Below are 23,720 nucleotides of genomic sequence, written 5' to 3' on the forward strand. Positions count from 1 at the left end.
GCGGTAACCAAAGGTTACCGCCAATATAGACTCAACTAATTAAGCTTACATGCTCTTAGTGAAAGTACGTGTGATAACGTCACGTTGCTGTTCTGGAGTTAGTGAGTTGAAACGCACTGCATAACCAGATACACGGATAGTTAACTGTGGGTAGTTTTCTGGGTGCTTAACAGCATCTTCCAACATTTCACGGTTCATCACGTTAACGTTTAGGTGTTGACCACCCTCATGACCTTCAGTGTGAGAGAAGTAACCGTCCATAAGTGCTGCTAGGTTAGCACGACGACCTTCTTCATCTTTACCAAGTGCGTTAGGCACGATAGAGAAAGTATAAGAGATACCGTCTTGTGCGTGAGCAAATGGAAGTTTAGCAACAGAAGTTAATGATGCAACAGCACCGTTCTCATCGCGACCGTGCATTGGGTTAGCACCTGGTGCGAATGGAGCGCCTGCAGCACGACCATCTGGAGTAGTACCAGTCTTCTTACCATATACTACGTTAGAAGTAATAGTTAAGATTGACTGAGTAGGAATAGCGTTGCGGTACATCTTCATGTGACGGATCTTGTTCATGAAGCGCTCAACTAGGTCACATGCGATATCATCTACACGTGCATCGTTGTTACCGAACTTAGGATATTCACCAGAGATTTCGAAGTCTACAGCAATACCGTTCTCATCACGAACTGGCTTAACAGTACCGAACTTGATAGCAGATAGTGAGTCAGCAGCGATAGAAAGACCCGCAATACCACAAGCCATAGTACGCTTAACGTCACGATCATGAAGTGCCATTAGAGAAGCTTCGTAGCTGTACTTGTCGTGCATGTAGTGGATAGCGTTTAGTGCAGACACATATTGTGTAGCTAACCAATCCATCATGTTGTCTAGGCGAGCCATTACGTCGTCGTAGTTTAATACGTCATCAGTAATTGCGTCGAACTTAGGACCAACTTGTGCTTTAGACTTTTCATCAACACCACCGTTGATTGCATAAAGCATAGTTTTTGCTAGGTTAGCACGAGCACCGAAGAACTGCATTTGCTTACCAACAACCATTGGGCTTACGCAACAAGCGATAGCATAGTCGTCAGAAGTCATGTCAGGACGCATTAGGTCGTCGTTTTCGTATTGGATTGAGCTAGTGTCGATAGACACTTTAGCTGCATACTTCTTGAAGCCAGAAGGTAGTTGCTCAGACCAAAGTACAGTGATGTTTGGCTCTGGGCTAGGACCCATGGTGTAAAGAGTATTTAGGAAACGGAAAGAGCTCTTACTTACAAGAGTACGACCGTCTAGACCCATACCAGCGATAGACTCTGTAGCCCAGATTGGGTCACCAGAGAATAACTCATCGTATTCAGGAGTACGTAGGAAACGAACCATACGTAGCTTCATTACGAAGTGGTCAACCATTTCCTGAGCTTGTTGCTCAGTGATTAGGCCACTCTTAAGATCACGTTCGATGAAGATGTCTAGGAATGTAGAAGTACGACCTAGAGACATTGCCGCACCGTTTTGGCTCTTAACTGCAGCTAGGTAGCCGAAGTAAGTCCACTGGATAGCTTCTTGAGCTGTCTTAGCAGGGCCAGAGATGTCGAAACCATAAGATGCTGCCATCTTCTTGATTTGACCTAGAGCACGGTGTTGCTCTGCAATTTCTTCACGAAGTTGCATTGTTGCTGTTAAGTCTTCACCTTCTTCGAAACGCTTCTGTAGCGAACCGAATTGAGCGTACTTGTCAGCCATTAGGAAATCGATACCGTATAGCGCGATACGACGGTAGTCACCAATGATACGACCACGGCCGTATGCATCTGGTAAACCAGTTAATACGCCAGACTTACGGCAAGCCATAATTTCTGGAGTATAGATGTCGAATACACCTTGGTTGTGAGTCTTACGAAGCTCAGAGTAGATGTAGTCGATTTGTGGGTCTAGAGTGCGGTTGTACGCTTTGCAAGAACCCTCGATCATGCGGATACCGCCGTTAGGGATAAGCGCACGCTTTAGAGGTGCATCAGTTTGTAGACCAACGATAGTTTCTAGGTCTTCAATGATGTAGCCAGCTGGGTGAGAAGTGATAGTTGATACTTTATCAGTATCAAAATCAACTGGAGCGTGAGTGCTGTTCTCTAGCTTGATACCTTCCATAACTTTGTCCCAAAGCTTATCTGTAGCTTCGGTTGCGCCAGCTAGGAAAGACTCGTCGCCTTCATACGGAGTGTAGTTCTTTTGGATAAAGTCGCGTACATTGACTTCAGATTTCCAATCGCCAGAAGTAAAGCCTTCCCAAGCGCTTGCAAATAATTCAGTTTTGTCGGTCATAGTACTAATACCTTCTTGTTGAAAAATAAGATTACTGGTTCTGTTTTAGCCGCGGCTTAGAGAAGGGCGACGGAAAACAAACCAATAGGTAAGTCCTATAAATATTGCTCCGCCCACGATATTACCTAAGGTGACTGGAACAAGATTATGGAATATAAATTGTTGCCAATTCAGGTCAGCAAACTGACTTGGGTTGGCACCAATGCTAGTCCAGAATTCTGGACCTGCAACATTCTTGGTTACGATTGCCATTGGAATAAGGAACATATTGGCAATACAGTGTTCAAAACCTGCCGCAACAAACATGGCTACAGGTAATACAACAGCAAGTAACTTATCGGTTACGGTACGAGCTGCATAGCTCATCCAAACGGCCAAACACACTAAAATATTACACATGATGCCTAACGCGAATGCTTGGCTAAATGTATGGTGTAACTTTGCTTGTGCCGTAGTCATGTAACCTAGGCCAAAAACACCGTGGCCTGACATATAATGTTTAGCGGTAATCATTAATGCGACTAGAATCATGGCGCCTACAAAGTTGCCAAAATAAACCAGTGCCCAGTTACCTAATAATTGTTTAGTGCTAATACGCTTACTTGCGCGAGCGGTAATAGTTAGTACGGTAGAGGTGAATAATTCACCGCCTAGAATCACTACTAACATTAATCCTAAACTGAAACATAAACCGCCAATCAGTTTAGTTAATCCGTATGGCAACATGCCATGTGCGCCAGAGGTAGCAACAACGTAAAATACGAAAGCAATACCAATAAAAATACCAGCTGTTACAGCTAACATAAAAGTAGATAGCTTATTGCGATTGATTTTTTCTACCGCAACATCTTCAACCTTTTTGGCTGTTTCTGCTGGTGATAACGCTAAAAGTGACTCTGAGTGTGTATTCATATTTTTCTATCTGTACGGCTTTGCCTATTGAATTTGAGGCGAGCCCCCAACTTTAGGGGGTGTTAAATTAGGGGCTCTTAATTTTCAATCAGTATAGGTAATGTGTAATTTTATTTCATGATCTAGCTCATGTTTTTAACATTAACATCACGCTCAAAATTAACTTAAATTAACCATCCGTTATAGCTTTGCTTAGCATTTTGTAATTTTTTGTAGGCGTTTACTAATGCACGGTGTTTTTTAAAGTCTTGTAAGTTAATTACATTAATTAAATCGTAACCATGTAGCTTTCCAGCTAAATGGTTTTGTGCTAGCTCAAGATCAGTCGCGGTAAACATACGCGTTAATTGTGGTAAGTATTGAGCGTTATTGGTGCCATCCAATGACAGCTGTAATAATGCTAATACTGCACGATAAAAACGTAGTCGTTGTTGCTGTTCTTTACTTATTGCACCCGCATTAAAATCAACGGTCCATTGTGCCCATTCAAACGCTTCTTCATGTTCACCGACACTCAGATTCAGCAAACAAAGTAGTTCACCCACACGTAATGTTGACCATGGTGAATTGGCATCAACCGCTAGACCAAGCAGTTGATCTAATGGCTGGAATTCATCTACATCTAACTGGCTAATTTCAGCAATAATCTGCTGTGCAAATAAGATGTTGTTGCCTTGAGTTAACCATTGCTCAAGTAAGCTACGTAACCCCATCGCACGGTTATTGTTAACCCAAGTTAATTCATAAATCGGATAGATTTCTGAAAAACCAGGCACCAATACACGACAAGCGTAAGTTTCTAAATGTGCATAATCAGCAATGTAAACTTCAGCACCTAGTGCATGAAATTGCTCAAGCAGATGTTGATATTCTTGCTCAGTGGTACCTTCAAAGTTCCAATCAACAAAATCATAATCAGCATCTGTTTTAAATAGATCCCAAGACACTAATCCTGATGAGTCAATAAAATGAGTCTCTAGGTTAGTGTGCTCAGCCACTTCATCATTATTGAATGATGGGCTAGGGAAGATATCAAGGTCTTTTAAGCTGCGACCTTGTAATAATTCAGTAACGGTACGCTCTAAAGCCACTTCAAAACGAGGATGTGCACCAAATGACGCAAAACAACCACCGTTATCAGGATTAAATAAAGTCACACAAATCACAGGGTAATCACCGCCTAGCGATGCATCAAAACACGTGATCGGGAAGCCTTGCTTTTCTAACTCATCAATGGCTGAAACAATATGGGGAAAACGAGCAATAACTTCGTTTGGAATTTCAGGCAATGAGATGCTTTCGGCGATAATACGGTTTTTAACGTAACGCTCGAAACATTCAGATAAGGCTTGGGTGCGAGCTTCAGTTGCAGTATTACCTGCGCTCATACCATTACTTACATATAAGTTACCAATGATATTCATTGGAATATAAGTCAGTTGTTGATCGCTTTGACGAGTAAAAGGCAGGGCGCATACGCCACGCTCAGGATTACCTGATTGCATGTCAACTAATTGGTTAAGTGTCACTTCACCTTCTGGATCATAGTGATCCCAAAGTTCAGCATTCATCAAACCAGCAGGGTGCTTGTCACCGTCAATAGCAAACCATTTTTCATTGGGATAATGCACAAACTCGCCATTTGCAATCTCTTCGCCCATGTAAAAATCAGCAAAGAAATAGTTACAGGCAAGACGTTCAAAGAACTCACCTAATGCGCTTGCAAGAGCCGCTTGTTTACTGGCGCCTTTACCATTAGTAAAACAGGCAGGACAATTCCGATCACGGATATGTACTGACCAAACATAAGGGACAGGATTTAACCAAGATGCCTCTTCAATATCAAAGCCAAGCTTGTTTAATCGTTGTTGCATTATGGCGATAGAAACTTCTAACGCTTCATCTTTACCAGGTATATAGGTGTGCTTCATATATCCTCAATTCAAATTGGTAAGACCAATTTACCAAATAAATATAACATAATTAACTTAATAGAGCATCAATTTGTGATGCTCTACGCTCAGAAAAACAAATTTTTTGTGATCCACTTATCAAAAGCAAATTTTTATATAAAAAAACAGATAATTGGTATGCATTTTGACCTTATATAAAACAAGGCTATTAACAATTAGTTAGTGGGTCGGTAACTTAACATAATTGCGGATTATTCTTGCGGTATTTACAGCCTGTTTTATGGTTTTACAGTTATAAATGCATAAACAGTATAGTTAACCGTAGAGGTTGGACGAGATTAAACTGGTCAGCAGCGCCTTTTTTGCATAGAATCGCCCTCATTTTTAAATTTAGACATCAGCCTATGTCCCAGCTAGCAAAAGTGACGTTAATACTCACACTTGGTTATTTTATCATGTGGGGTGCTGGCCCCATTCTATTTAATGATCAACAGACTTTTTATTACCTACCGTTATGGTTTTGGTTTTCAATTATTGCTGCGCCTATCTCTTTAGTCGTTGTGTTGTTTATTTTGTTTAAAAAGAAAGTGTTATGAGCAGTATTATTCCTGTCGTCTTATACTTATTACTCAGTTTAGTCATCAGCCGTTTTATTGGAAATAGGATTTCTGGCGGCATGCATGAGGACAAAGCCAAGCGATTCTTTATTGGTGGCCGTTTCTTAAACGGGCCATTACTGGCATTAACGTTAGTGGCAACCTATACCAGTGCCAGTTCATTTATTGGTGGCCCAGGTGCGGCTTATCATATTGGTTTAGGTTGGGTGTGGCTTGCTGTAATCCAAGTCCCCGTAGCAATGTTAACCTTGGGCCTGTTAGGGCCAAAATTTTTAGCCTTAAAAGAGCAACATGCGACTTTAATTGAGTGGCTAGATCATCGCTTTAACCATCAAGGTTTAAGCATGTTAGCTATTGTTTGTCTTGTTTGTGGCTTTATCGCATGATTACGGTGCAATTTATTGGTGGTGCCCGTCTTTTTGCTGGGGTCAGTGGCATCAGTTATGAGATTGGTCTGGCGATATTTGTGTTAACGGTATTAGGGTATACCTTAACCGGTGGCTTTAGAGCTGTGACGACTACAGATGCCGTACAAGGTGTGGTGATGTTAATTGGTGTCGTTACGCTATTAGTGACTATTTTGGCACAGGGTGATTTTGGTCAGTTGATGGCCAATATCAAACAACAATCACCGAACTTGCTTTCCCCCATGGGCGTAGAACAACAACTTGGTTGGCCAATGATGCTGTCATTTTGGGTGCTTATCTGTTTCGGAACGCTTGGATTACCTCATACGGTAGTGCGCTTATTTGCAGTGAAAAACCCACAAGCATTAAGACGTGGCATTATTTGGGGCACATTGATTAGTCTGGTCATGACCTTAGTGCCGCATTTATGTGGCTTCTTTGGCCGTGGTTTATATCCTAATCTTGATGTACCAGACAATATTATGCCAACCCTTATTAGCGGTTTGTTTTCGCCTTGGGTGGCCGGTCTGCTACTGGCCGCACCCATTGCTGCGGTGATGTCATCGGTGGATTCTATGTTATTACAATCTGCTGTGACCATGGTGCGCGATGCCGTAGTGCGGGTAAAACCTGATTTAGATGGTAATCGTCAACTGCTATTAACTCGAGTGGCTATGGTGATTATTTGCGCTGCTGCTGCATGGTGGGCGGTTTCACCCCCTAAAATGATTGTATGGCTTAATTTAGCGGCTTTTGGGGCACTACAAGCCGTATTCCTTTGGCCGATTATTGCGGGTCTATTTTGGCCTAAAATCAGCGGCAATATGGCGTTTATTGCGATGCTTGTTGGTTTATTGAGTTATTTAGGGTTACAGTTTGTGAAACCACTGCCATTTAATGTGCATCCAATCGTGCCAGCTTGGTATTGTCTGGGCTAGCCATGTATATGGCTTATCTGTGCCAACGTAAAAATTAACTATTTAGTCAGAGAGATTGCGTTTTTATGCGCAATCTCTCAAAAATGTTGCTTGTTTGGTTGTTACAATATGGCAATTTGTAAACTTTGGTTTATATTACTCAAACTAATAATAACAATGAGTAAGTAAACTTGAGCTCTCAACAACTTGAAGTAGAAAATACATCACCTCCTGAGGCGCAAGCTAAGTCGACTACTTGGCAGATGCCCGATACTCTCGTCATTATCTTTTTTGTGGCGCTGCTCGCAGCGGTCATGACCTATCTTGTTCCTGTTGGTTCATTCCAAACCCAAGATGTAACCTATTTAGCGGATGGTGTTGAAAAAACACGTGCCGTGGTCGATCCAAGTTCATTCGAATTTAAAGTGGACGAAAATGGCGAATCAGTGATTGAACCCATTAGCCTATTTGCTGGCGGTGGTGATGTTGGCTTTCTTAATTTTGCATTTGAAGGCTTAGTCTCCGGCTCTAAATGGGGCAGTGCCATTGGTGTGATTATGTTCATGCTAGTGATTGGTGGCTCATTTGGTATTGTGATGGCAACAGGGACGATTGATAACGGTATCTTACGCTTAATCGACAAAACCCGTGGCAATGAGAAAATGTTTATCCCTGCTATTTTTGCCCTGTTTTCATTAGGCGGCGCTGTATTTGGCATGGGTGAAGAGGCGATTGCCTTTGCAATGATTATCTGTCCGTTAATGATCCGCTTAGGTTATGACGGCATTACCACGGTAATGGTAACTTATGTCGCCACTCAAGTCGGTTTTGCCAGTTCGTGGATGAATCCATTTAGTGTGGCGATTGCACAAGGTATTGCTGGCGTCCCCGTTCTTTCTGGTGCTGGCGTACGTGGTGCATTATGGGCAATGTTCACCTTAGTAGGTATTGCATTTACCATGCATTATGCGCAAAAAATCCATCGCAATCCAAAACTATCATACAGCTATGACAGCGATGCCTATTTCCGAGATAAACAAACCGACAGTGATATTAAAAGTCGCTTTAATCTAGGGGATATTTTGGTATTGCTGACCATTACCGCCACTATTGCTTGGGTGATTTGGGGGGTAATTGAACATGCATGGTTTATTCCTGAAATAGCGAGCCAATTCTTTACTATGGGCTTAGTGGTGGGTGTCATTGCTGTTATTTTTAGACTCAATGGCATGACGGTAAATAAAGTGGCGCAGCAGTTTAAACAAGGCGCTGCCACCATGATTGAACCGGCGATTTTAGTGGGCTGTGCTTCGGGTATTTTATTGGTGTTAGGCGGCAGTTCTGCGACTGAGCCTAGTGTATTAAATACCGTGCTGCACAGTGCGGGTAACTTAATAGGCAGTTTGCCAGCGTGGTTCTCTGCATGGTTTATGTTGGTGTTCCAAGGTACCTTTAACTTCTTTGTGACCTCTGGTTCAGGCCAAGCTGCACTGACCATGCCGCTAATGGCACCATTAGCTGATATTGTTGGCGTAACGCGTCAAGTTGCGGTGTTAGCGTTCCAATTAGGTGATGGTTTTACCAATATTTTGGTGCCAACATCGGCTTCATTAATGGCAACATTAGGTGTGTGCCGTGTTGACTGGGGACGCTGGATCAAATTCGTATGGCCATTCTTAGTCATGCTATTTGTATTATCAAGCATCGCCGTAGTAGGCGCTCATTACTTAGGTTTTGCTTAACGCGAACTGAAGGATGATTCATAAAAGGAGCGAAAGCTCCTTTTTTATGGTTTTAAATTGGCATGACATCAGAAGGTGATAATTCATAGCATGGTAGACAAGCTCTGTATTGGCAGCTCGAGCATTGCTCTTGCATTATTCAACCTAGGTCCGTCCATGAGCTAGTACCTCCTGTATTTTTTAGTCGGCTAAATATAAATTAGTGCTAAGTTTAGTATCTATATATGATGAATTATCATATGAATCGGCAGAATAATGTAATCGGGTATAAATTTGAAAAATGTAATAGTGTTGCTGATGAGTTTATTCATCTTAAGTGGTTGCAGCTTAGCTGGTAAATCGAAACTAAATGAGCAACATCATCAAGGTACGATATTAGGCTATCAGTATGATCAATATCCCTTAAAGTTAAAGCAAGGTGATAAGTTAACGATTTATATTAATAGCGATAAGTTAGATGTAATTTTATTTTCGCCGATTAATCTTGATTTACAAAATGGACAACAAATCACCATCAGCGAGAGTGGCGATTATCAATTACGAGTCTTGTTACCAAGGGCGTTTGCTCGGCGGAACATTGAGGTGCAATATCAATTAGATATTGCGGTTGATTGATGGTTAGGCTTATCAATTGCGAGCAAGACCTAGAAGTCTTGCTCGCAAAGTTGGTTCATTAGCGCTTTAAAAAATGCGATAAGTCACTATTAACTGGGATAGGCAACTCTTGAGTGCCGCCTTCAAATAGATAAGCTGGTTTATTACCTAATAAGGTTAGTGTTTCACCTTGGCGCCACAGTGCGCTTCCTTCTTGAATGGCAATGACTGGGGTTTTCGGATCAACGCGGGTAAATTCCAATAACCGTTGTGCACGTGTTTCGCCATTATGTCCCGCCACTTTAAAGTTGCTGTAATGTGGGTTCAATTGGAACGGGACTAATGCTAAGGCATTAAACGATGGGGGCTCAATGATCGGCATATCATTAGTGGTACGGATGGTGAGTCCGGTAATATTTGAGCCCGCGCTCCAGCCGATATAAGGCTTGCCATTACTCACTTCATCTTTAATTAAATTAATCAAATTGTAATGGTATAACTGGTGCAGTAAATGGAAGGTATTACCACCGCCTACCATAATGCCATCGGCATCTTTAATTGCTTGCTGTGGATCTGGATGCTGGTGGATACTTGAGATATCCAATTCTAATTCTGCTAGCGCTGCAACCACCATATCAAGATAGTTGTCATAGTGAGTACCAATTCCCGCATAAGGAATAAAGAGCCATTTTTTGGCATGGGAGGTGAGCGGGGCGATTAATGGAATCGCATGGGAAAGATAAGGGGTATCTCCTTCACGAGAGCTGCTCAGTAATAAAGCATTTATAGTCATTGTTTATCCTTAATTTGGACTGTCTGAAACTATATTATCAAAATTATGAAATGAATAGATACGAGCTAACTCAAGTTTAGTCTTTTTAAGTTTGCCTTAATAATCCCTTTATAGAATGACGTTTGCTAAAGGCTTTATTGAGAAAAAATAATCTAAATACCCTTGAAATTGCCTTTTTCGGACATATTATGTCTTTATGCCGTATTTACGGTACGCGAATTTGCTAATAGGAGCTGAAATGAAGCGTGTATTTTTATTGATTGCAACCAACCTTGCAGTATTGCTTGTTGCGTCAATTGTGATGTCTATTCTTGGAGTCAATACTTCAACGATGGGCGGATTGCTAGTGTTTGCCGCTATTTTTGGTTTTGGTGGTTCATTCATTAGTTTGGCTATCTCTAAATGGATGGCTAAAAAGACTATGGGTTGTGAGGTGATTGTTCAACCTCGTGACGGTATGGAGCGTTGGTTAGTTGATACGGTTGCGCGTCAGGCTCAACAAGCTGGTATCGCTATGCCGGAAGTGGCGATTTATCAATCTCCAGAACTAAATGCTTTTGCGACAGGCCCAAGTAAGAATAATTCATTGGTTGCTGTAAGTAGCGGCCTATTATACGGCATGACACCGGATGAAATTGAAGCGGTATTAGCGCACGAAGTTAGTCATGTTGCTAATGGCGATATGGTGACTTTAACCTTAATTCAAGGTGTAGTGAATACCTTCGTGATCTTTGCTGCCCGTGTTGTTGCAGGTTTTATTGATAACTTTATTTCAAGCAATGATGAAGAGGGTGAAGGTCTAGGTACATTTGCTTATATGGGCGTTGTATTCGTACTGGATATGTTATTTGGTATTTTGGCTTCTATGATTGTTGCTTACTACTCTCGCATTCGCGAATACCGTGCTGATGAAGGCGGTGCGCGTCTAGCTGGTAAAGAGAAGATGATTGCTGCGCTTGAGCGTTTACGCCAAGGTCCAGAGATGGAAGCGATGCCGGCATCTATGTCTGCATTTGGTATTAATGGTAAGCGTTCAATGACCGAGTTATTGATGAGTCATCCACCATTAGAAAAGCGTATTGATGCATTACGTAACAGCTAATACTCTGTTGTAACTGAAAAAAGCGGCTTAGGCCGCTTTTTTTGTGTTTCATTATACCAATAGATTTAATAGTTGTTACTGCATGTATCAATAAAAGCGACTGCTTGTTATCAGTTAGTTGCATTTGCATGAGTTTGCTCACATTCTGCAGAAATGCAAACTGTTATTATTAGAAAGTAAAAAATGACAAACTGTATTAGGTTTGAATTATCTTTTAGGATAAAAGTTAAATCATCCTCAGTTTGTTCAACAATAAATAAATTTATATTGTGACAATAAAGTAATAGGAAGTTACCCCCCCCAACACTTACCTTCTATATTGCTTTATTTTTGAGGATTTTTTATCGTGAGCAATAAATTACTGAGTGCATTATTTGGTGCAACTTTTGCGGTATTGGCGTTTAGCCTACTGCATTTGCGGAGCCACAGGTATTAGCCGATTTCCACGCTGAAATGGGTGAATGTGAAAGCTGTCATGCTAATGGTGAACCATCTGCAGATAGTGCATATGAGAATGAGCAGTGTCAAAGCTGTCATGGCTCTTTAGCCGAAATGAGTGAAACGCATAAAGCTCATGATGGTATGCTGAACTGTAGTGACTGTCATGTTGTTCATGAGATGAACGTAGGTGACAAACCAACTTGTGATAACTGTCATGATGACGGCCGTAAGTAATTACAATTGATTTATAAAAAACGCCAGCAAAATGCTGGCGTTTTTGTTTATATTTCCTAGGCTTAAGTTATTGTAATTATATCTGTGGAGTCATATGGCGCTAAAAGTTGTTCATTTAGTTGAAGAACGGAGCTTGGTGGCGTTAATTTAGCACTACAGGATTTGCTGGTGGCCTTTGATCCTCAACTTTGTCAAATGACCATTGAGCAATTAGATCCGCATCAATTGCTTGTGCCTAAATATGATGCAGATGTTATCTGTATTCATATTGCGAGTTCATGGTCTAAATTACCTTTATTTGCAGCGTTAAAATTACGTCATCCAAACTGTGTTTTTATTTATCAAGAGCATCATTATTGCCAAGCCTTTGTCAGCCAATGCGTTAGCCAACCAACACGTTTTTATCGTATGCTAGCATTGACGTATAGCATGATGGATAAGGTTTTCACTGTATCATCTGCGCAGCAACAATGGCTTCAACAGTTATTCCCTCAACATTCTGCTAAGTTGATTAATGTGGGTCAGGCTAAACAGCTTGATACGCTACTTGAACTTGCGCCAAGAACATTAACCAAACCCTTGATGATTGGTGCTTATGGTCGTTTACATCAACAAAAAGGCTTCGATCTTTTATTGCAAGCTATTGCCCAATTTTCACCTGATCAGGTGCAATGCAAATTAGCAGGGGCAGGAGCCCAAGCCAGTTATTTGGGACAATTGGCACAATCGTCAGTACATGTTGAATTAATTGGTGAGTTACAATTAATTGAGCCGTTATTGGCACACTCTGATGTGGTTGTTATTCCATCAAGGTGGGAGCCATTTGGTTTAGTTTGCCAAGAGGCTTTGGTTGCAGGTAAAGCGATTATCGCGACCAATATTGATGGTTTAACCGAACAACTGTTACCTATGCAGTCGATGTTACCCAATAACCAAAAAGCGTTATTGCAATTAATCAATGCCAATTCAGTCGCTGAACTCGTCACTGCGATAACTCGACTATTACAATATAAACAAGTGACGCAATTAGCGCGCCCTTCATTACAACTTCCAATGGCTATTCGTACTACTGCCGCTAATCGCTATGACGCGGTATTAGCGCAGTGGTCACATCAATTAACATCTTAATGATTCTTAATGAGTTTGACGCTAAGCGTTGCTTTGTTTGCGGTTGATTTGTGAGAGCAAAAAATTGCCCAGTGCTGCAGAGGGACGCAGGCGAACTGGGCATAAGGGGTTGGCTTTGGAACGGAACTGCTAATTTAATCGTATTTGTACCTTATTGGATTAGCGCATCTTAAAAATAGGGGCGCCACTGTTTGTTGGTTGCCACGTCTGGTAGACAGGATCTTGGCCATCATAGAACCAAACTACACCAATTAATGAGGTTTGATGGTTGGCAATCTTAATATCTGTATTGAGATAACCTTGATCTAATGGACCTCTAAATAAACATGAATCATAGTTGACCGTATAACTATCTTGTTGCGAACTAAAGTCATCGCAGAGTGAAAAATAAGCTCTTTGTTCAAGGCTCAAATCTATATCAATGTTGAGCATGTAAATTGCGTCCAGTTTGTTTTCCGGTGCAACGATTAAGTCATCTAAACTGGTTGGGTCTTCACTGACAGGTGGCGGCGTTACCTCCGGTGTTGGCGGTACGTAGGCACTTTCTTCGTCGTCGCCTCCGCCACAGCCATAAATAAAGAGGCTAGTTAGTGCTATTGCTAGATATTGCTTATAAGTTAAGTGAGTCATATTGATTCTCCCCCTAGTTATCAAAGATGAGTTCTGTGACTGATGTTTCGTACCAATTATTATTAGTGTTACCTGTGGCATCAGCCGCGAAATTAACAAACTGAGGGTAGGCATTATCTAAACGTTTTAACTCTTTAGGATGTTTCCATGAGCTTGGGATTTCAATTGCCCATGACATGCCGTTATTATTCATGAAATATTGATTGTTACCGGGATCCGATGCATCTTCTCTTGCGCCAAAGTAAGCCGTGTTAAATGCATCTGTCGGTGCTTGGTTTTTAAGGTGGATCTCTAGCTGACGACCTGGATGCTCACCAACCACATTTTTAGCTGCAGTACCGTGTTTAGTGTATGGCGTTGCAAAGATAAATGGATCATATGGTGGTGCGGGCATATCAGCTTGCGCAATTGGGTTTTCAAATGCGAATGATAGCTGCCAAGTAGTACGGTAGTTTGAATCACAACCTTGCTCGGTACGTAGGTAGCTACAACCTTGCAGTAGAGTCACCTGACTTGATACGTCATTACTTAGAATAAAGACGGCGTTCGTTTGATTATCTTCTTGAACCGCATCGGTTTGGGTGATGCTATCTAAACTCCAACTGATGGAGTCTGATTTAATTTGGTCACTAGGTACGCCTTGCAGTTGAATACCAAAACCGTTTTGGTAATAAGCGCCCATTGCAGCGAGCTTAGCTTCTATGGACACTCTGCGCACTGAACCATCTTTTACAAACTCGGCTATTCGCAAATTCATGATGACATCATTCATATCGAAATCACCAAGGTCAGGGTAGAGATCCTCATATGCAATGGTGGTGTAATCTGATGATGATGGATAGTAATTTACGGTAACACCCGTTTCCGTTAAGGTAACCTGATAATCTTCGACTTCCCCCCATTCATTCCGCCGGTGGCACTTAAATCAGCTTGTTTACTAAGACGATAGCGTGCCCATGTTGTCCCTTCGGTTGCCCAGCTTGGTACATCAATATTGAGTGTGTTTAATCCGTCAGTAACAGGTTCTGCAAGTAGTGCTTGTTCTTCAATTGAAAACTTGCCATCTTGATCCCAGTCGAACCAAGCATTAATGTAGCTTTCCTCACCAGAAGGGTCGGTAACAGTTGCTAATACAATGGCTGTTTCGCCGATTTCAAATCCTGTCGGGGTCGTTATACCATCATCATCATCATTGTTATCTGATGCATCATCACTGAGAGGATAGGCTTGACCATCTGATTCGTTATCGATTAGCAAACCTAGACGAAAGTTTTCTGTAATCGAGTGTCTGGCACCATTACTGTCCATTAAGGTTCCGTAACTGTCCGGTGCATCACCGAAATCAATATTATCACCAACAGGAATTGCGGCTAATGCACAACGCGCGCCATCGTTACTTGATGATGACGGACCATATGAGAACAATTCTGCAGATGTCGCTTCTGAGACTTTAACTTTATAAATCGAGCCACTGGTATTGTTGCTCATATAAAAGTTACCGCTGGCATCATAAAACTGTGCACCAAATACAAAGTTCTGTCTTGGTGAACCACTGGATTGGATAACCGTTCCTAAGCTCGTCGCTTTACCATTACTTGGGTCTATTCGCAGTAATTTACCTGTTGAACCATTAGTGACTGCATATAAATAACCATCGGTTGGGTGGAAGGCCATGTCGGTAATGTTGTATGAAGCATTGGCTGTACTACCGGGGACTTTTACCATTGAAAGTTGGTTTAAGTCATTCAGCTCAATTTTGAATAAACCTTTACGTTTTCTATAGCCATACCAAGCATTTTCTGTGACGGCAACGTCACCAACATAGAAATTACCAGCACTGGCAGATGCACTGTCTTTGCTGACGGTTAGAGGGGTAATTTGGTAATCATCACCAACTTGTGCCAAAGTGCCCGCTTGGTAATCCCAGCCATAAATATAATTGTCGTGATAGTTATAACCCACGCCATTAAATGATTTACTGGTGCCCATATCATTTGAAAGAATGGTGTAACTACCTGTCGCAAGATTAACACCATAAGCTTTAGGGGTGCTTGATGGTGTTTGGATTAAGTAAGCTTCGGTCGGACACGAAGGGAAAGGCCCTGCAATCGCGATATTCGATATTAGAAGTGACAATCCAAATGTGATTACTGGTTTCATCATATACACGCCCTAAGTTGATAGATTCTATATAGTTAAAGCATAAGCCGTGCCATGAATTTAATCGTTTAATATCAGTCAATTACAATGTGTACTTATGAGCGTTTTGCAATTTGCAAATTGCACAATGCGAGAAATTCTATACATATTGGATATTTGCTAATAGGTAAGATTAACAAGTGAAAATAGCGGGATGATTAGTGTTGTTACTCTGTCTTTTATCGTTAAGGATATAGATATTGCCTATCTAAGATTTATGATTATTGATAATAACGTTATTCGGAGCGAGCCATTTGATGACTTTTAATCGCAGTAAAATGTGTTTATTAATTCAGTCATTGTTGATGTACAGCTTATTTTTATTTGTTTTGTATCGATTTTTTGAGGTAAATAAGGGGATTTTTAGTGACAACCGTTGAGGGGATAATATTTTTTGAATTTTTATACTTAAATTGCCGTAAATAAGGCTAAAGTATTCTGTTATTGGTGCCGATACTACCTTTGGTTGATGTTTTTTTTATTATGGGATTACTTATAGTAAAAAAGCATAAAGATGACTAAATATGATTGCAATGTTGCTATTATCGGTTAATCTTTAAACCGTAACAGTGTCATTAATAAGGTTTAATGGAATAAAAAGTCATCTCAAGGAGTGAGCTTGATGTTTAAAATAATACATTGGATGGTAGTGTCTCGATCTCAGCTATTGGTTGACTTACTTGATAGCCGTTGGCCACAAGAGTTTTTGGTTAAGCTATCAGGCGTTGAACCTGATAAATTAGCAGATACCATGCTTGATAAACCATTCTCAATGGTCATTATTGATTTAGCCTCTGTTGATATGCAGCGTGCTTATCAACTACAGCGATACTTAGAAAGAGAGCATCGCGGTGTCCAAGTCGTTTACATTCACTTCCCTCAAAAAATTGAAGCTAATTTCTTACTGGATAATAGCAGTACGATCGGTGTGTTTTTGCATAACACCAGTATCGACGAGCTAGGCTTAGGATTAGTGGAAGTGTTAAAGGGCAATCAAGTTATCCCACAATGTTTAATTGATGCGCGTTTGCGCCATGAAGAACAAGACGACTCTGATCAATTAACGATTCGAGAGCGTGAAGTGCTGCAAGCCTTGCTCACAGGAAGCACTAACCTTGATATTGCAAATCAACTATTTGTCAGTGAAAGCACCATTAAAACTCACCTGTATAGGGCCTTTAGAAAAATAGGGGTATCTAGCCGTGGTCAAGCGATTGCATGGGCACAAGTTAATTTGCACGAAGTGCAGCAGTAAATTAGCATTCTTCTGAGTATGAATTGAGATAGTAAAAGGCCACATTATGTGGCCTTTGAAGTTTTGTAGTATTGCTGATTTTGTCAGATAGCTATTGATGCAACCAAGCTTTGGCTTTTAACTCGTCAGTTAAGGCGAGTTGAATGGTATCCAGTTCTGCTGCATTAATTTGCAATTGACCTTGCATTAATATATCGCGTCTAAACCAATGCAGGTTGAGTAAATCACCTAATTGATAATGTTCTAACTGTTTTTCAAGTTGCATTGTGGCTTGCAGGTTATCAACTGCAATTAAGATATCGCCAGCACTTAATCCTGCATAATGAGCTGGACTACCATGGTTAACTGAAACGATTTGAACGCCTAAAGGCGCTGCTTTAAATTTAGCACCAAATCCATATACCAACTTGTGATACTTTGCCCCCAACATCACTGACGCCAGTTGAACTACGGTAAATGAGTTCAACGCCAAAGCGTTCTAATAGAGGCGCAAGCGGGATATCATCAGTACGAGATAAGTAACTGAATTCTTCGCTCATGTCTCGGCCTAGTAAGCGCTCTGCTATTTCTTGGTGACTCTGTTCATTTGTGCCTATTTCAGTTTCACCGTGTTCTTGCCAAAGCACTTGCATCACATCATCAAGACTGAGTTGTCCGTGGCTATCAAGACGCATGGTTAAATCCAAAAATAGTGCAAATAGCGCACCTTTAGTGTAGTAGCTTACAATGGCATTAGCGGCATTTTCATCTTGTTGATAAAACTTGGTCCAAGCATTAAAGCTAGAGTCTTTCAGGCTTTGTTTAAAGCGTCCTTGACCGCGATACACTCGGGTCATGGTTTGGCTTAACATATCAAGATAATTTTGGTTATCAACAACGCCACTACGGTAGGTGAGTAGGTCGTCATAATATGAAGTAATGCCTTCATAAGCCCATAGCTGACGAGTATAAGTTTCTTTATCTAATTGATAAGGGGTAAAGCAAGCGGGCTTAATGCGTTTTACATTCCAACTATGAAAATACTCATGACTACATAAAGAAAGATAAGTACGGTAATGATCATTTAATGGCATATCTATGCTGGTGGGTAAATCATTACGGCCACACATTAATGCTGTTGAGCTACGATGCTCTAAGCCACCAAAGCCATTATCCAGTACCGTAGTTAGAAATAAATAGCGTTCGAACGGTGCTTTGCCACCAAAGAGATTAATTTGGTATTCACAAATTTTCTGTAAATCTTGGCAAAGTCTCTCCATATTAGCGAAGTGGCGACCGGTTAAGACTACATCATGTGGTACACCACCGGCACTAAAGTGGGCGAGGGTAAATTCGCCCATTTCGACTGGGTGATCAATCAGTTCAGCATAATTATCAGCATTAAACTGGCCAAATCCATATTGTTCGCCTGTTAGCCTTGGTAATGTAGTGGCGACGCGCCATGTCGATAAAGCAGGGTTTTTAGGTTCGATGATGTCGACTTGGTGATTATCTTGCTCTTTTCCTTTAGCGGCTAAAAATACGCTGCTACCGTTGAAGAAACCATGAGTGCTATCAAGGTGAGCACTGCGGACTGATAAATCCCATGCATATACTTGATAACGAATAACTAAACCATGATTATCTTGGTTCTGGACTTGCCATGTTTGCTTATCAAGTTGTAATAACTCAATGGCTTCACCTTGGCTGATTTAACTTGTAAGCTAATAATATGTTTAGCAAAGTCTCTAATCATATAGCTACCAGGCAACCATGCAGGCAGATGTAATTGCTGCATCGGTTGTGGATTCGGGATATGCATAGTGACATCAAAAAGGTGGGCGTTAGGATCGATAGGGCAGATCTGATAATGGATCATCTTGAGTCCTGATATAAAGCGCAAATACTGCAGATACTTTATGCTGCCAAATAAGCACTGTTTCATCAAGTAGATAGTGCATATAAAATTATTAATATAGTTATTTTATAAAGCACCATTAAGCTCAAAATTTACTAGCTCAGTGAGCTATTGCCGCCTATGATATACGTCATCATTTTTTGTTGCTAAGTCGTTAACCTGAACTTAGATACTAAACCTATTTAAAACAGTCTTTTTTGAATGGGTTATTACTGAAGTAGATGACAGGTTAGTTAAATATTAAGGAATTTATCATGGCTGAAGAAACCATTTTTAGTAAAATTATTCGACGCGAAATACCTGCTGATATCGTGTTTCAAGATGAACTCGTGACCGCATTTCGTGATATTTCACCGCAAGCACCTACGCATATCTTAATCATTCCAAACCAGTTAATTCCAACTCTTAATGATGTTAAAGCCTCTGATGAAGCTGCGCTAGGCCGAATGATGACAGTTGCGGCCAAAATCGCTAAACAAGAAGGCATTGCAGAAGATGGTTATCGCCTAATAATGAACTGTAACCAAGATGCTGGCCAAGTGGTGTTCCATATTCATATGCACCTTGTTGGTGGCCATAATTTAGGCCCATTATTGAGTAAATAGATATGCCAATAACAGCGCAAATAGACTTACCTGATTTAGCCACACGTTTTATTGGGCAGTTGGCGCATTGTCAACGGTTAGGCTTAACCGTACACCATATTGAGACCAACAAAGTTGAATTAAAGCTACCTTATAGTACTGATTTGGTGGGCTATCCCGATACTGGAGTGGTGCACGGTGGGGTGATCACAACCTTGATTGACACTGCCTGTGGCTGCGCTGTTGTTTGTGCTATTTTTGAGCAATTTCAATCGTTAGAGATTTCGCCTACTCTTGATTTGCGTGTGGACTATATGCGACCAGCTGAACCGCACAAGCCCATTTATGGATTAGCTGAATGCTACAAGCTGACCTCTAACATCGCTTTTGTACGGGCATTAGCATATCAAGATGACGTAGAACAACCGATTGCCCATGCAGTTGCTACTTTCATGCGAATTAGTGCTGAAATGGTGGGGGATGAGTTTAGACAAGCTTTACTTGGTCAAGTTGATACTCAAGCGAGTGCTAAGGATGGACAACAATCATGACAACCGCAGTTTCAGTAAAGCAACTGATTAAGCAAGCTAAGTCTGATAATGACTTTTCAGGGTTATTACAGCATGTGCCATATGCTAAGTTTATTGGTATGCAAGTTGAAAGCTTTGGTGATGAACTGGTGTTTAAGTTACCCGCGAATCCCAACAATATTGGTAATCCTGTGTTACCTGCTATTCATGGTGGAGTGATTGCTGGGTTTATGGAGATGTCAGCAATTGTACAATTAATGGTATTAATGCAGACTGACTCTGTGCCTAAAATTGTTGATTTTGCGATTGATTATTTAAGGGCGGGTTACCATAAAGACAGTTTTGTGGAATGTAAAATCACTCGCCAAGGACGACGGGTCGCCAACGTGAACATCAATTGTTGGCAAACGAGTGACATTTATTGATTGCAACGGCCAGAGCTCACTTTTTAATTGAATAGCCTACACTCGAGTAATGTGCTAGTTTTTTGAGCAGTGGTATTTAAAAAGGAGAGGAAAATGAAACAGTGGTTGGCAATGTTAGCAGTAGTTGCACTTTCCGCCTGTGCTCCCCATAGTGGTGGTATTTCGGTCACTTCGGCTGGTGATGTTCGTGTTGATAATAAGTCATTGGCGCGTGATGTTGCTGTTGAACAGGTACAAACTCGTTCTGTGGGCGGCTTTTTACAAGGCTCTGCGTTATTAATCAATAAAGATTCAACTCAAATTAACCTGCAATACAAATTTACTTGGTATGACGTTAATGGCTATGTCATTGATGAAGACTCAAGTCCATGGGTTGCTGCAACATTATTTGGTAAAGAACGTAAACAAGTGATGGCGGTTGCGCCTAATGCCATGGCAAATCGTTTTGATGTCTATGTGCGTGAAGTCTTTTCCGAATAACATTAACCGTAAAATCTGAAATAGCTTTGATAAACACCACCTTCTGTGGTGTTTTTTATGTCTTAAAATACACTAATGGCTCATCGAATAAGGACTATTAGCGTTTTTATTATGAATATTGTTTTATCTTGTTGAATTTTAGTTATAATGAGCGCCGCCAAGGGGTGTCTTTTGCTTATTTTAAGCAACTGACTGAGATGTCGTCTGACGAACCCTTAGAACCTGATCCGGCTAATACCGGCGTAGGAATGGGCTTGGTACCAATTTCATAAAGTAGCTTAGTATCAGTTACATCTTTAATGAAGTGGTATAACATTCGCGCAATTCTTTTTCGCTAATCATGCCGGATCTCAAAATTATATTTGAGGTCCAACATATGCTTTTTACCCGTTCAACGATTGCTCACGCAGTCTCATCCGTGCTCTTATTTACCCCCATGTTAGCTGTTGCTGACGATAAACAAGATATTGAAGTGATTACGGTGACTTCTGATTTTAGAGAAACCACCTTAGCGCAAACCCCAACCAGTGTCTCTGTGATTGATGCACAGCAGATTAAAGATGAAGGGGCGCAACATTTTGAAGATATTCTCAATTCATTTGCCAATTTAAATTGGTCTGGTGGCAGTTCTCGTCCCAAGTATTTTCAAATTCGTGGTGTGGGTGAGCAAGAACAATATCTTGGCGCGCCTAACTCATCAGTCGGTTATATCTTTGATGATATTGATTTATCTGGTCTAGGCATGGTTGCCAGCATGTATGATTTACAACAAGCTGAAGTTTTAAGAGGCCCACAGGGAACCCGTTTTGGTGCCAATGCACTTGCTGGGGTTATCTATCTTAAAAGTAACGATCCAACTGAATATTTTGAACATGGCGGTAAGGTCAGTGTCGGTAATGATCAATTGACGACCTTTAGCGGTTATAGCTCTGGTCCTTTAACTGACTCTGGTAATTTGTTATACCGAGTGGCATTAGAGCAACATAATCAAAACGGTTATCGTGACAATATCTATTTAAATCGTGATGATACTAATGAGCGAGATGAGCTATCACTACGCGCTAAGCTTCGTTGGTTGGCAAGCGACGATTTACAATTCGATTTAACGTTGTTACATGCCGATTTCAATAATGGCTACGATGCATGGACATTAGATAATAATGGTTTTGAAACCACAACAGATGAACCCGGTAAGGATAGCCAACGTACCAGTGGTGCGGGTTTAAAAGTCAGTTATCAGGGCATAGATGGCGCTAACTTAACGTCTTTAACGTCTATTGCTAAGACCGAACATCATCATGGCTATGATGGCGACTGGTCTAATCCAGATTATTGGGCGGGTAAATTATGTGGCGCTGAACCTTGTGAATATGACTATACATGGAATAAACGTGGTGATCGTCAAACCCTGTCACAAGAGCTGCGTTTAAGTTCTGATGAAAATGGCAAAATATGGCATGACTCAACTGATTGGTTGGTCGGGATTTATGCCATGAAACTGACCGAAGACAATCACACCATCGAGCTGTATAACGCTTGGCCAGATGAGTTAGAGGCTAAGTATGAAGCTGAAAACTATGCTGTATTTGGTCAATTAGACAGTGATTTAGGCCATGATTTTAGTTTATCCATTGGCATACGATTTGAGCAACGTGAAAGTGAATATCGAGATAGCGCAGGTGATCATTTTGACCCGAGTGAAAATATGTGGGGCGGTCATATTGCTTTAGCAAAACAATTTAGCACTGAACAGCAGGGCTATATTCGTGTTGCTCGCGGTTATAAAGCGGGTGGCTTTAATATGTCACTGCCGACAGAGTTAAGCGATAAGAAAGAGTATGACACTGAAATATTATATAACTATGAAATTGGTTTAAAATCATCATGGTTAGGCGGTGATGCTCAGACTAACTTGGCGGTATTTTTTATGCAGCGTCAAGATCAGCAAGTGGCAGCATCCACTCAAGATCCCGTTGAGCCTCAAAAGTTTATTCTTTATACCGAGAATGCGGGCAGCTCACATAATTATGGCGCTGAAATTGATGGTCAATGGCAGCTTAATAGTAATTTAAAAGTGTATGGTAGCTTAGGCTGGTTAGAAACCGCCTATGGTGATTATATCTATCAAGATAAATATGGCGGCTTTATCGATTTATCTGGCCGTAAACTCGCTCATTCACCACGTTGGAGTTACAGTTTAGGTACGACCTATGTGACTGATTCCGGTTGGTTTATTAATATGAGTGGGGCAGGCAAATCGGCGTTTTACTATTCAGACAGTAATGATTCACAATCATCGTCATACACTATATTTAATGCCAAACTAGGTTATGAAACTGAGCGTTGGTCTGCTTATTTATGGGGCCGAAACTTATTTGATAAACACTATGGAGTACGTGGTTTCTATTTTGGCAACGAACCCGATATCGATTGGGCGGATAAACAATATATTCGTTTTGGCGATCCACGCCAGTTTGGTATGACGTTAAGTATCGATTTTTAATCCAGCGATAATTTTTAGCGCCCCAAACTCGCTGTTGTGATGAACAGTTGGAATGGGGCAAACATATTGTGTAATTGCACTGAGGTAAT

The 23,720-nt window shown here is 41.0% G+C and carries 19 protein-coding genes, 4 pseudogenes and 1 riboswitch; of the genes and pseudogenes, 13 read left to right on the top strand and 10 right to left on the bottom strand.

Annotated elements, in window-relative coordinates:
- Nucleotides 1–45 precede the first annotated feature (45 nt).
- The 3 genes from pflB to ycaO form a co-directional block, all read right to left on the bottom strand.
- On the bottom strand, nucleotides 46–2,328 hold the full coding sequence (gene pflB, locus JCM15074_RS02245; RefSeq protein WP_025819689.1) for a formate C-acetyltransferase: 2,283 nt from the start codon (nucleotides 2,326–2,328) through the stop codon (nucleotides 46–48).
- Nucleotides 2,329–2,373: 45 nt separating this feature from the next.
- The gene (gene focA, locus JCM15074_RS02250) at nucleotides 2,374–3,240 is read right to left on the bottom strand and encodes a formate transporter FocA (protein WP_025819690.1); all 867 of its coding nucleotides are present in this window, start codon (nucleotides 3,238–3,240) and stop codon (nucleotides 2,374–2,376) included.
- A 164-nt stretch (nucleotides 3,241–3,404) separates the two neighbouring features.
- Entirely contained in the window at nucleotides 3,405–5,171 is a 1,767-nt protein-coding gene (gene ycaO / locus JCM15074_RS02255; RefSeq protein WP_025819691.1) for a 30S ribosomal protein S12 methylthiotransferase accessory factor YcaO, read from the bottom strand.
- Between the two features lie 386 nt (nucleotides 5,172–5,557).
- Between ycaO and JCM15074_RS02265 the strand changes: the two genes are divergently transcribed.
- The 4 genes and pseudogenes from JCM15074_RS02265 to JCM15074_RS02280 all read left to right on the top strand — a co-directional run bounded on the left by JCM15074_RS02265 (nucleotide 5,558) and on the right by JCM15074_RS02280 (nucleotide 9,451).
- A complete protein-coding gene (locus tag JCM15074_RS02265; protein ID WP_025819695.1) occupies nucleotides 5,558–5,749 on the top strand; it encodes a DUF997 family protein in 192 nt (63 codons plus the stop codon).
- An 80-nt stretch (nucleotides 5,750–5,829) separates the two neighbouring features.
- Nucleotides 5,830–7,115, top strand: a pseudogene (panF, locus tag JCM15074_RS20515) (sodium/pantothenate symporter).
- Nucleotides 7,116–7,357: 242 nt separating this feature from the next.
- The gene (yfcC, locus tag JCM15074_RS02275; protein WP_025819697.1) at nucleotides 7,358–8,836 is read left to right on the top strand and encodes a putative basic amino acid antiporter YfcC; all 1,479 of its coding nucleotides are present in this window, start codon (nucleotides 7,358–7,360) and stop codon (nucleotides 8,834–8,836) included.
- A 297-nt stretch (nucleotides 8,837–9,133) separates the two neighbouring features.
- A complete protein-coding gene (locus JCM15074_RS02280; RefSeq protein WP_025819698.1) occupies nucleotides 9,134–9,451 on the top strand; it encodes a hypothetical protein in 318 nt (105 codons plus the stop codon).
- Between the two features lie 58 nt (nucleotides 9,452–9,509).
- Here JCM15074_RS02280 and pepE read toward each other — a convergent pair whose 3' ends face one another.
- Nucleotides 9,510–10,223: a dipeptidase PepE gene (gene pepE / locus JCM15074_RS02285; RefSeq protein WP_025819699.1), complete on the bottom strand. Its 714-nt coding sequence runs from the start codon at nucleotides 10,221–10,223 to the stop codon at nucleotides 9,510–9,512.
- A gap of 238 nt (nucleotides 10,224–10,461) precedes the next feature.
- Here pepE and htpX point away from each other — a divergent pair, with 238 nt between their 5' ends.
- The 3 genes and pseudogenes from htpX (at nucleotide 10,462) to JCM15074_RS20525 (ending at nucleotide 13,128) form a co-directional block, all read left to right on the top strand.
- Entirely contained in the window at nucleotides 10,462–11,325 is an 864-nt protein-coding gene (gene htpX, locus JCM15074_RS02290) for a protease HtpX (RefSeq protein WP_025819700.1), read from the top strand.
- Between the two features lie 346 nt (nucleotides 11,326–11,671).
- A pseudogene (locus tag JCM15074_RS20520) lies at nucleotides 11,672–12,000 on the top strand (cytochrome c3 family protein).
- A 168-nt stretch (nucleotides 12,001–12,168) separates the two neighbouring features.
- Entirely contained in the window at nucleotides 12,169–13,128 is a 960-nt protein-coding gene (locus tag JCM15074_RS20525) for a glycosyltransferase family 4 protein (RefSeq protein WP_025819701.1), read from the top strand.
- Between the two features lie 159 nt (nucleotides 13,129–13,287).
- Here JCM15074_RS20525 and JCM15074_RS02305 read toward each other — a convergent pair whose 3' ends face one another.
- The 3 genes from JCM15074_RS02305 to JCM15074_RS24700 form a co-directional block, all read right to left on the bottom strand.
- Nucleotides 13,288–13,758, bottom strand: a complete 471-nt coding sequence (locus tag JCM15074_RS02305) for a hypothetical protein (protein WP_025819703.1) — start codon at nucleotides 13,756–13,758, stop codon at nucleotides 13,288–13,290.
- Between the two features lie 13 nt (nucleotides 13,759–13,771).
- Nucleotides 13,772–14,530: an LruC domain-containing protein gene (locus JCM15074_RS24695; RefSeq protein WP_234400143.1), complete on the bottom strand. Its 759-nt coding sequence runs from the start codon at nucleotides 14,528–14,530 to the stop codon at nucleotides 13,772–13,774.
- 95 nt (nucleotides 14,531–14,625) lie between these two features.
- Nucleotides 14,626–15,921, bottom strand: a complete 1,296-nt coding sequence (locus tag JCM15074_RS24700; RefSeq protein ID WP_234400144.1) for a DUF6923 family protein — start codon at nucleotides 15,919–15,921, stop codon at nucleotides 14,626–14,628.
- A gap of 658 nt (nucleotides 15,922–16,579) precedes the next feature.
- On the opposite strand from JCM15074_RS24700, the gene JCM15074_RS02315 reads away from it, so the two are divergent.
- On the top strand, nucleotides 16,580–17,212 hold the full coding sequence (locus JCM15074_RS02315) for a LuxR C-terminal-related transcriptional regulator (RefSeq protein WP_025819704.1): 633 nt from the start codon (nucleotides 16,580–16,582) through the stop codon (nucleotides 17,210–17,212).
- 91 nt (nucleotides 17,213–17,303) lie between these two features.
- On the opposite strand, the gene JCM15074_RS25190 is transcribed toward JCM15074_RS02315, so the two are convergent.
- The 3 genes and pseudogenes from JCM15074_RS25190 to JCM15074_RS25550 all read right to left on the bottom strand — a co-directional run.
- Complete coding sequence (locus JCM15074_RS25190) at nucleotides 17,304–17,642, bottom strand: PDZ domain-containing protein (RefSeq protein WP_267880162.1); 339 nt, start codon at nucleotides 17,640–17,642, stop codon at nucleotides 17,304–17,306.
- Nucleotides 17,596–18,552 carry a M61 family metallopeptidase gene (locus JCM15074_RS25195; protein ID WP_267880163.1) on the bottom strand — a complete coding sequence of 319 codons (957 nt, stop codon included), beginning with the start codon at nucleotides 18,550–18,552 and terminating at the stop codon, nucleotides 17,596–17,598. Before JCM15074_RS25195 ends, JCM15074_RS25190 begins: the two co-directional genes overlap by 47 nt.
- 51 nt (nucleotides 18,553–18,603) lie before the next feature.
- Nucleotides 18,604–19,136 (bottom strand): annotated as a pseudogene (locus JCM15074_RS25550) (M61 family metallopeptidase); the annotation flags it as partial.
- Between the two features lie 227 nt (nucleotides 19,137–19,363).
- Between JCM15074_RS25550 and hinT the strand changes: the two are divergent.
- The 5 genes and pseudogenes from hinT to JCM15074_RS02350 all read left to right on the top strand — a co-directional run bounded on the left by hinT (nucleotide 19,364) and on the right by JCM15074_RS02350 (nucleotide 23,631).
- Nucleotides 19,364–19,714, top strand: coding sequence for a purine nucleoside phosphoramidase (hinT, locus tag JCM15074_RS02325; protein WP_025819705.1), 351 nt, complete (start codon nucleotides 19,364–19,366; stop codon nucleotides 19,712–19,714).
- A gap of 2 nt (nucleotides 19,715–19,716) precedes the next feature.
- Nucleotides 19,717–20,244 carry a PaaI family thioesterase gene (locus JCM15074_RS02330; protein WP_025819706.1) on the top strand — a complete coding sequence of 176 codons (528 nt, stop codon included), beginning with the start codon at nucleotides 19,717–19,719 and terminating at the stop codon, nucleotides 20,242–20,244.
- Nucleotides 20,241–20,683: pseudogene (locus JCM15074_RS20540) on the top strand (PaaI family thioesterase). The gene JCM15074_RS02330 and the pseudogene JCM15074_RS20540 overlap by 4 nt, the downstream one beginning before the upstream one ends.
- Before the next feature lie 58 nt (nucleotides 20,684–20,741).
- Nucleotides 20,742–21,128 (top strand): YcfL family putative periplasmic lipoprotein, encoded by a 387-nt coding sequence (locus JCM15074_RS02340; RefSeq protein WP_025819707.1) that lies wholly within the window; start codon nucleotides 20,742–20,744, stop codon nucleotides 21,126–21,128.
- Between the two features lie 150 nt (nucleotides 21,129–21,278).
- A riboswitch (TPP riboswitch) is annotated at nucleotides 21,279–21,394 on the top strand.
- A gap of 110 nt (nucleotides 21,395–21,504) precedes the next feature.
- Entirely contained in the window at nucleotides 21,505–23,631 is a 2,127-nt protein-coding gene (locus JCM15074_RS02350; RefSeq protein WP_025819708.1) for a TonB-dependent receptor, read from the top strand.
- Nucleotides 23,632–23,720 lie beyond the last annotated feature (89 nt).

The sequence above is a fragment of the Shewanella marina JCM 15074 genome (genome assembly GCF_000614975.1).
Taxonomy (GTDB): domain Bacteria; phylum Pseudomonadota; class Gammaproteobacteria; order Enterobacterales; family Shewanellaceae; genus Shewanella; species Shewanella marina.

What these genes read in the sequence shown, in the direction of transcription:
- JCM15074_RS24695 (WP_234400143.1), bottom strand. Translation starts at nt 14,530, where the DNA reads ATGAATGATGTCATCATGAATTTGCGAATAGCCGAGTTTGTAAAAGAT.
- JCM15074_RS02330 (WP_025819706.1), top strand. Translation starts at nt 19,717, where the DNA reads ATGCCAATAACAGCGCAAATAGACTTACCTGATTTAGCCACACGTTTT.
- JCM15074_RS02265 (WP_025819695.1), top strand. Translation starts at nt 5,558, where the DNA reads ATGTCCCAGCTAGCAAAAGTGACGTTAATACTCACACTTGGTTATTTT.
- focA (WP_025819690.1), bottom strand. Translation starts at nt 3,240, where the DNA reads ATGAATACACACTCAGAGTCACTTTTAGCGTTATCACCAGCAGAAACA.
- hinT (WP_025819705.1), top strand. Translation starts at nt 19,364, where the DNA reads ATGGCTGAAGAAACCATTTTTAGTAAAATTATTCGACGCGAAATACCT.
- pflB (WP_025819689.1), bottom strand. Translation starts at nt 2,328, where the DNA reads ATGACCGACAAAACTGAATTATTTGCAAGCGCTTGGGAAGGCTTTACT.
- JCM15074_RS02305 (WP_025819703.1), bottom strand. Translation starts at nt 13,758, where the DNA reads ATGACTCACTTAACTTATAAGCAATATCTAGCAATAGCACTAACTAGC.
- JCM15074_RS25190 (WP_267880162.1), bottom strand. Translation starts at nt 17,642, where the DNA reads ATGTTGGGGGCAAAGTATCACAAGTTGGTATATGGATTTGGTGCTAAA.
- JCM15074_RS02315 (WP_025819704.1), top strand. Translation starts at nt 16,580, where the DNA reads ATGTTTAAAATAATACATTGGATGGTAGTGTCTCGATCTCAGCTATTG.
- JCM15074_RS24700 (WP_234400144.1), bottom strand. Translation starts at nt 15,921, where the DNA reads ATGATGAAACCAGTAATCACATTTGGATTGTCACTTCTAATATCGAAT.
- htpX (WP_025819700.1), top strand. Translation starts at nt 10,462, where the DNA reads ATGAAGCGTGTATTTTTATTGATTGCAACCAACCTTGCAGTATTGCTT.
- JCM15074_RS02350 (WP_025819708.1), top strand. Translation starts at nt 21,505, where the DNA reads ATGCTTTTTACCCGTTCAACGATTGCTCACGCAGTCTCATCCGTGCTC.
- JCM15074_RS02340 (WP_025819707.1), top strand. Translation starts at nt 20,742, where the DNA reads ATGAAACAGTGGTTGGCAATGTTAGCAGTAGTTGCACTTTCCGCCTGT.
- ycaO (WP_025819691.1), bottom strand. Translation starts at nt 5,171, where the DNA reads ATGAAGCACACCTATATACCTGGTAAAGATGAAGCGTTAGAAGTTTCT.
- JCM15074_RS25195 (WP_267880163.1), bottom strand. Translation starts at nt 18,552, where the DNA reads ATGGGCGAATTTACCCTCGCCCACTTTAGTGCCGGTGGTGTACCACAT.
- JCM15074_RS02280 (WP_025819698.1), top strand. Translation starts at nt 9,134, where the DNA reads ATGAGTTTATTCATCTTAAGTGGTTGCAGCTTAGCTGGTAAATCGAAA.
- pepE (WP_025819699.1), bottom strand. Translation starts at nt 10,223, where the DNA reads ATGACTATAAATGCTTTATTACTGAGCAGCTCTCGTGAAGGAGATACC.
- yfcC (WP_025819697.1), top strand. Translation starts at nt 7,358, where the DNA reads ATGCCCGATACTCTCGTCATTATCTTTTTTGTGGCGCTGCTCGCAGCG.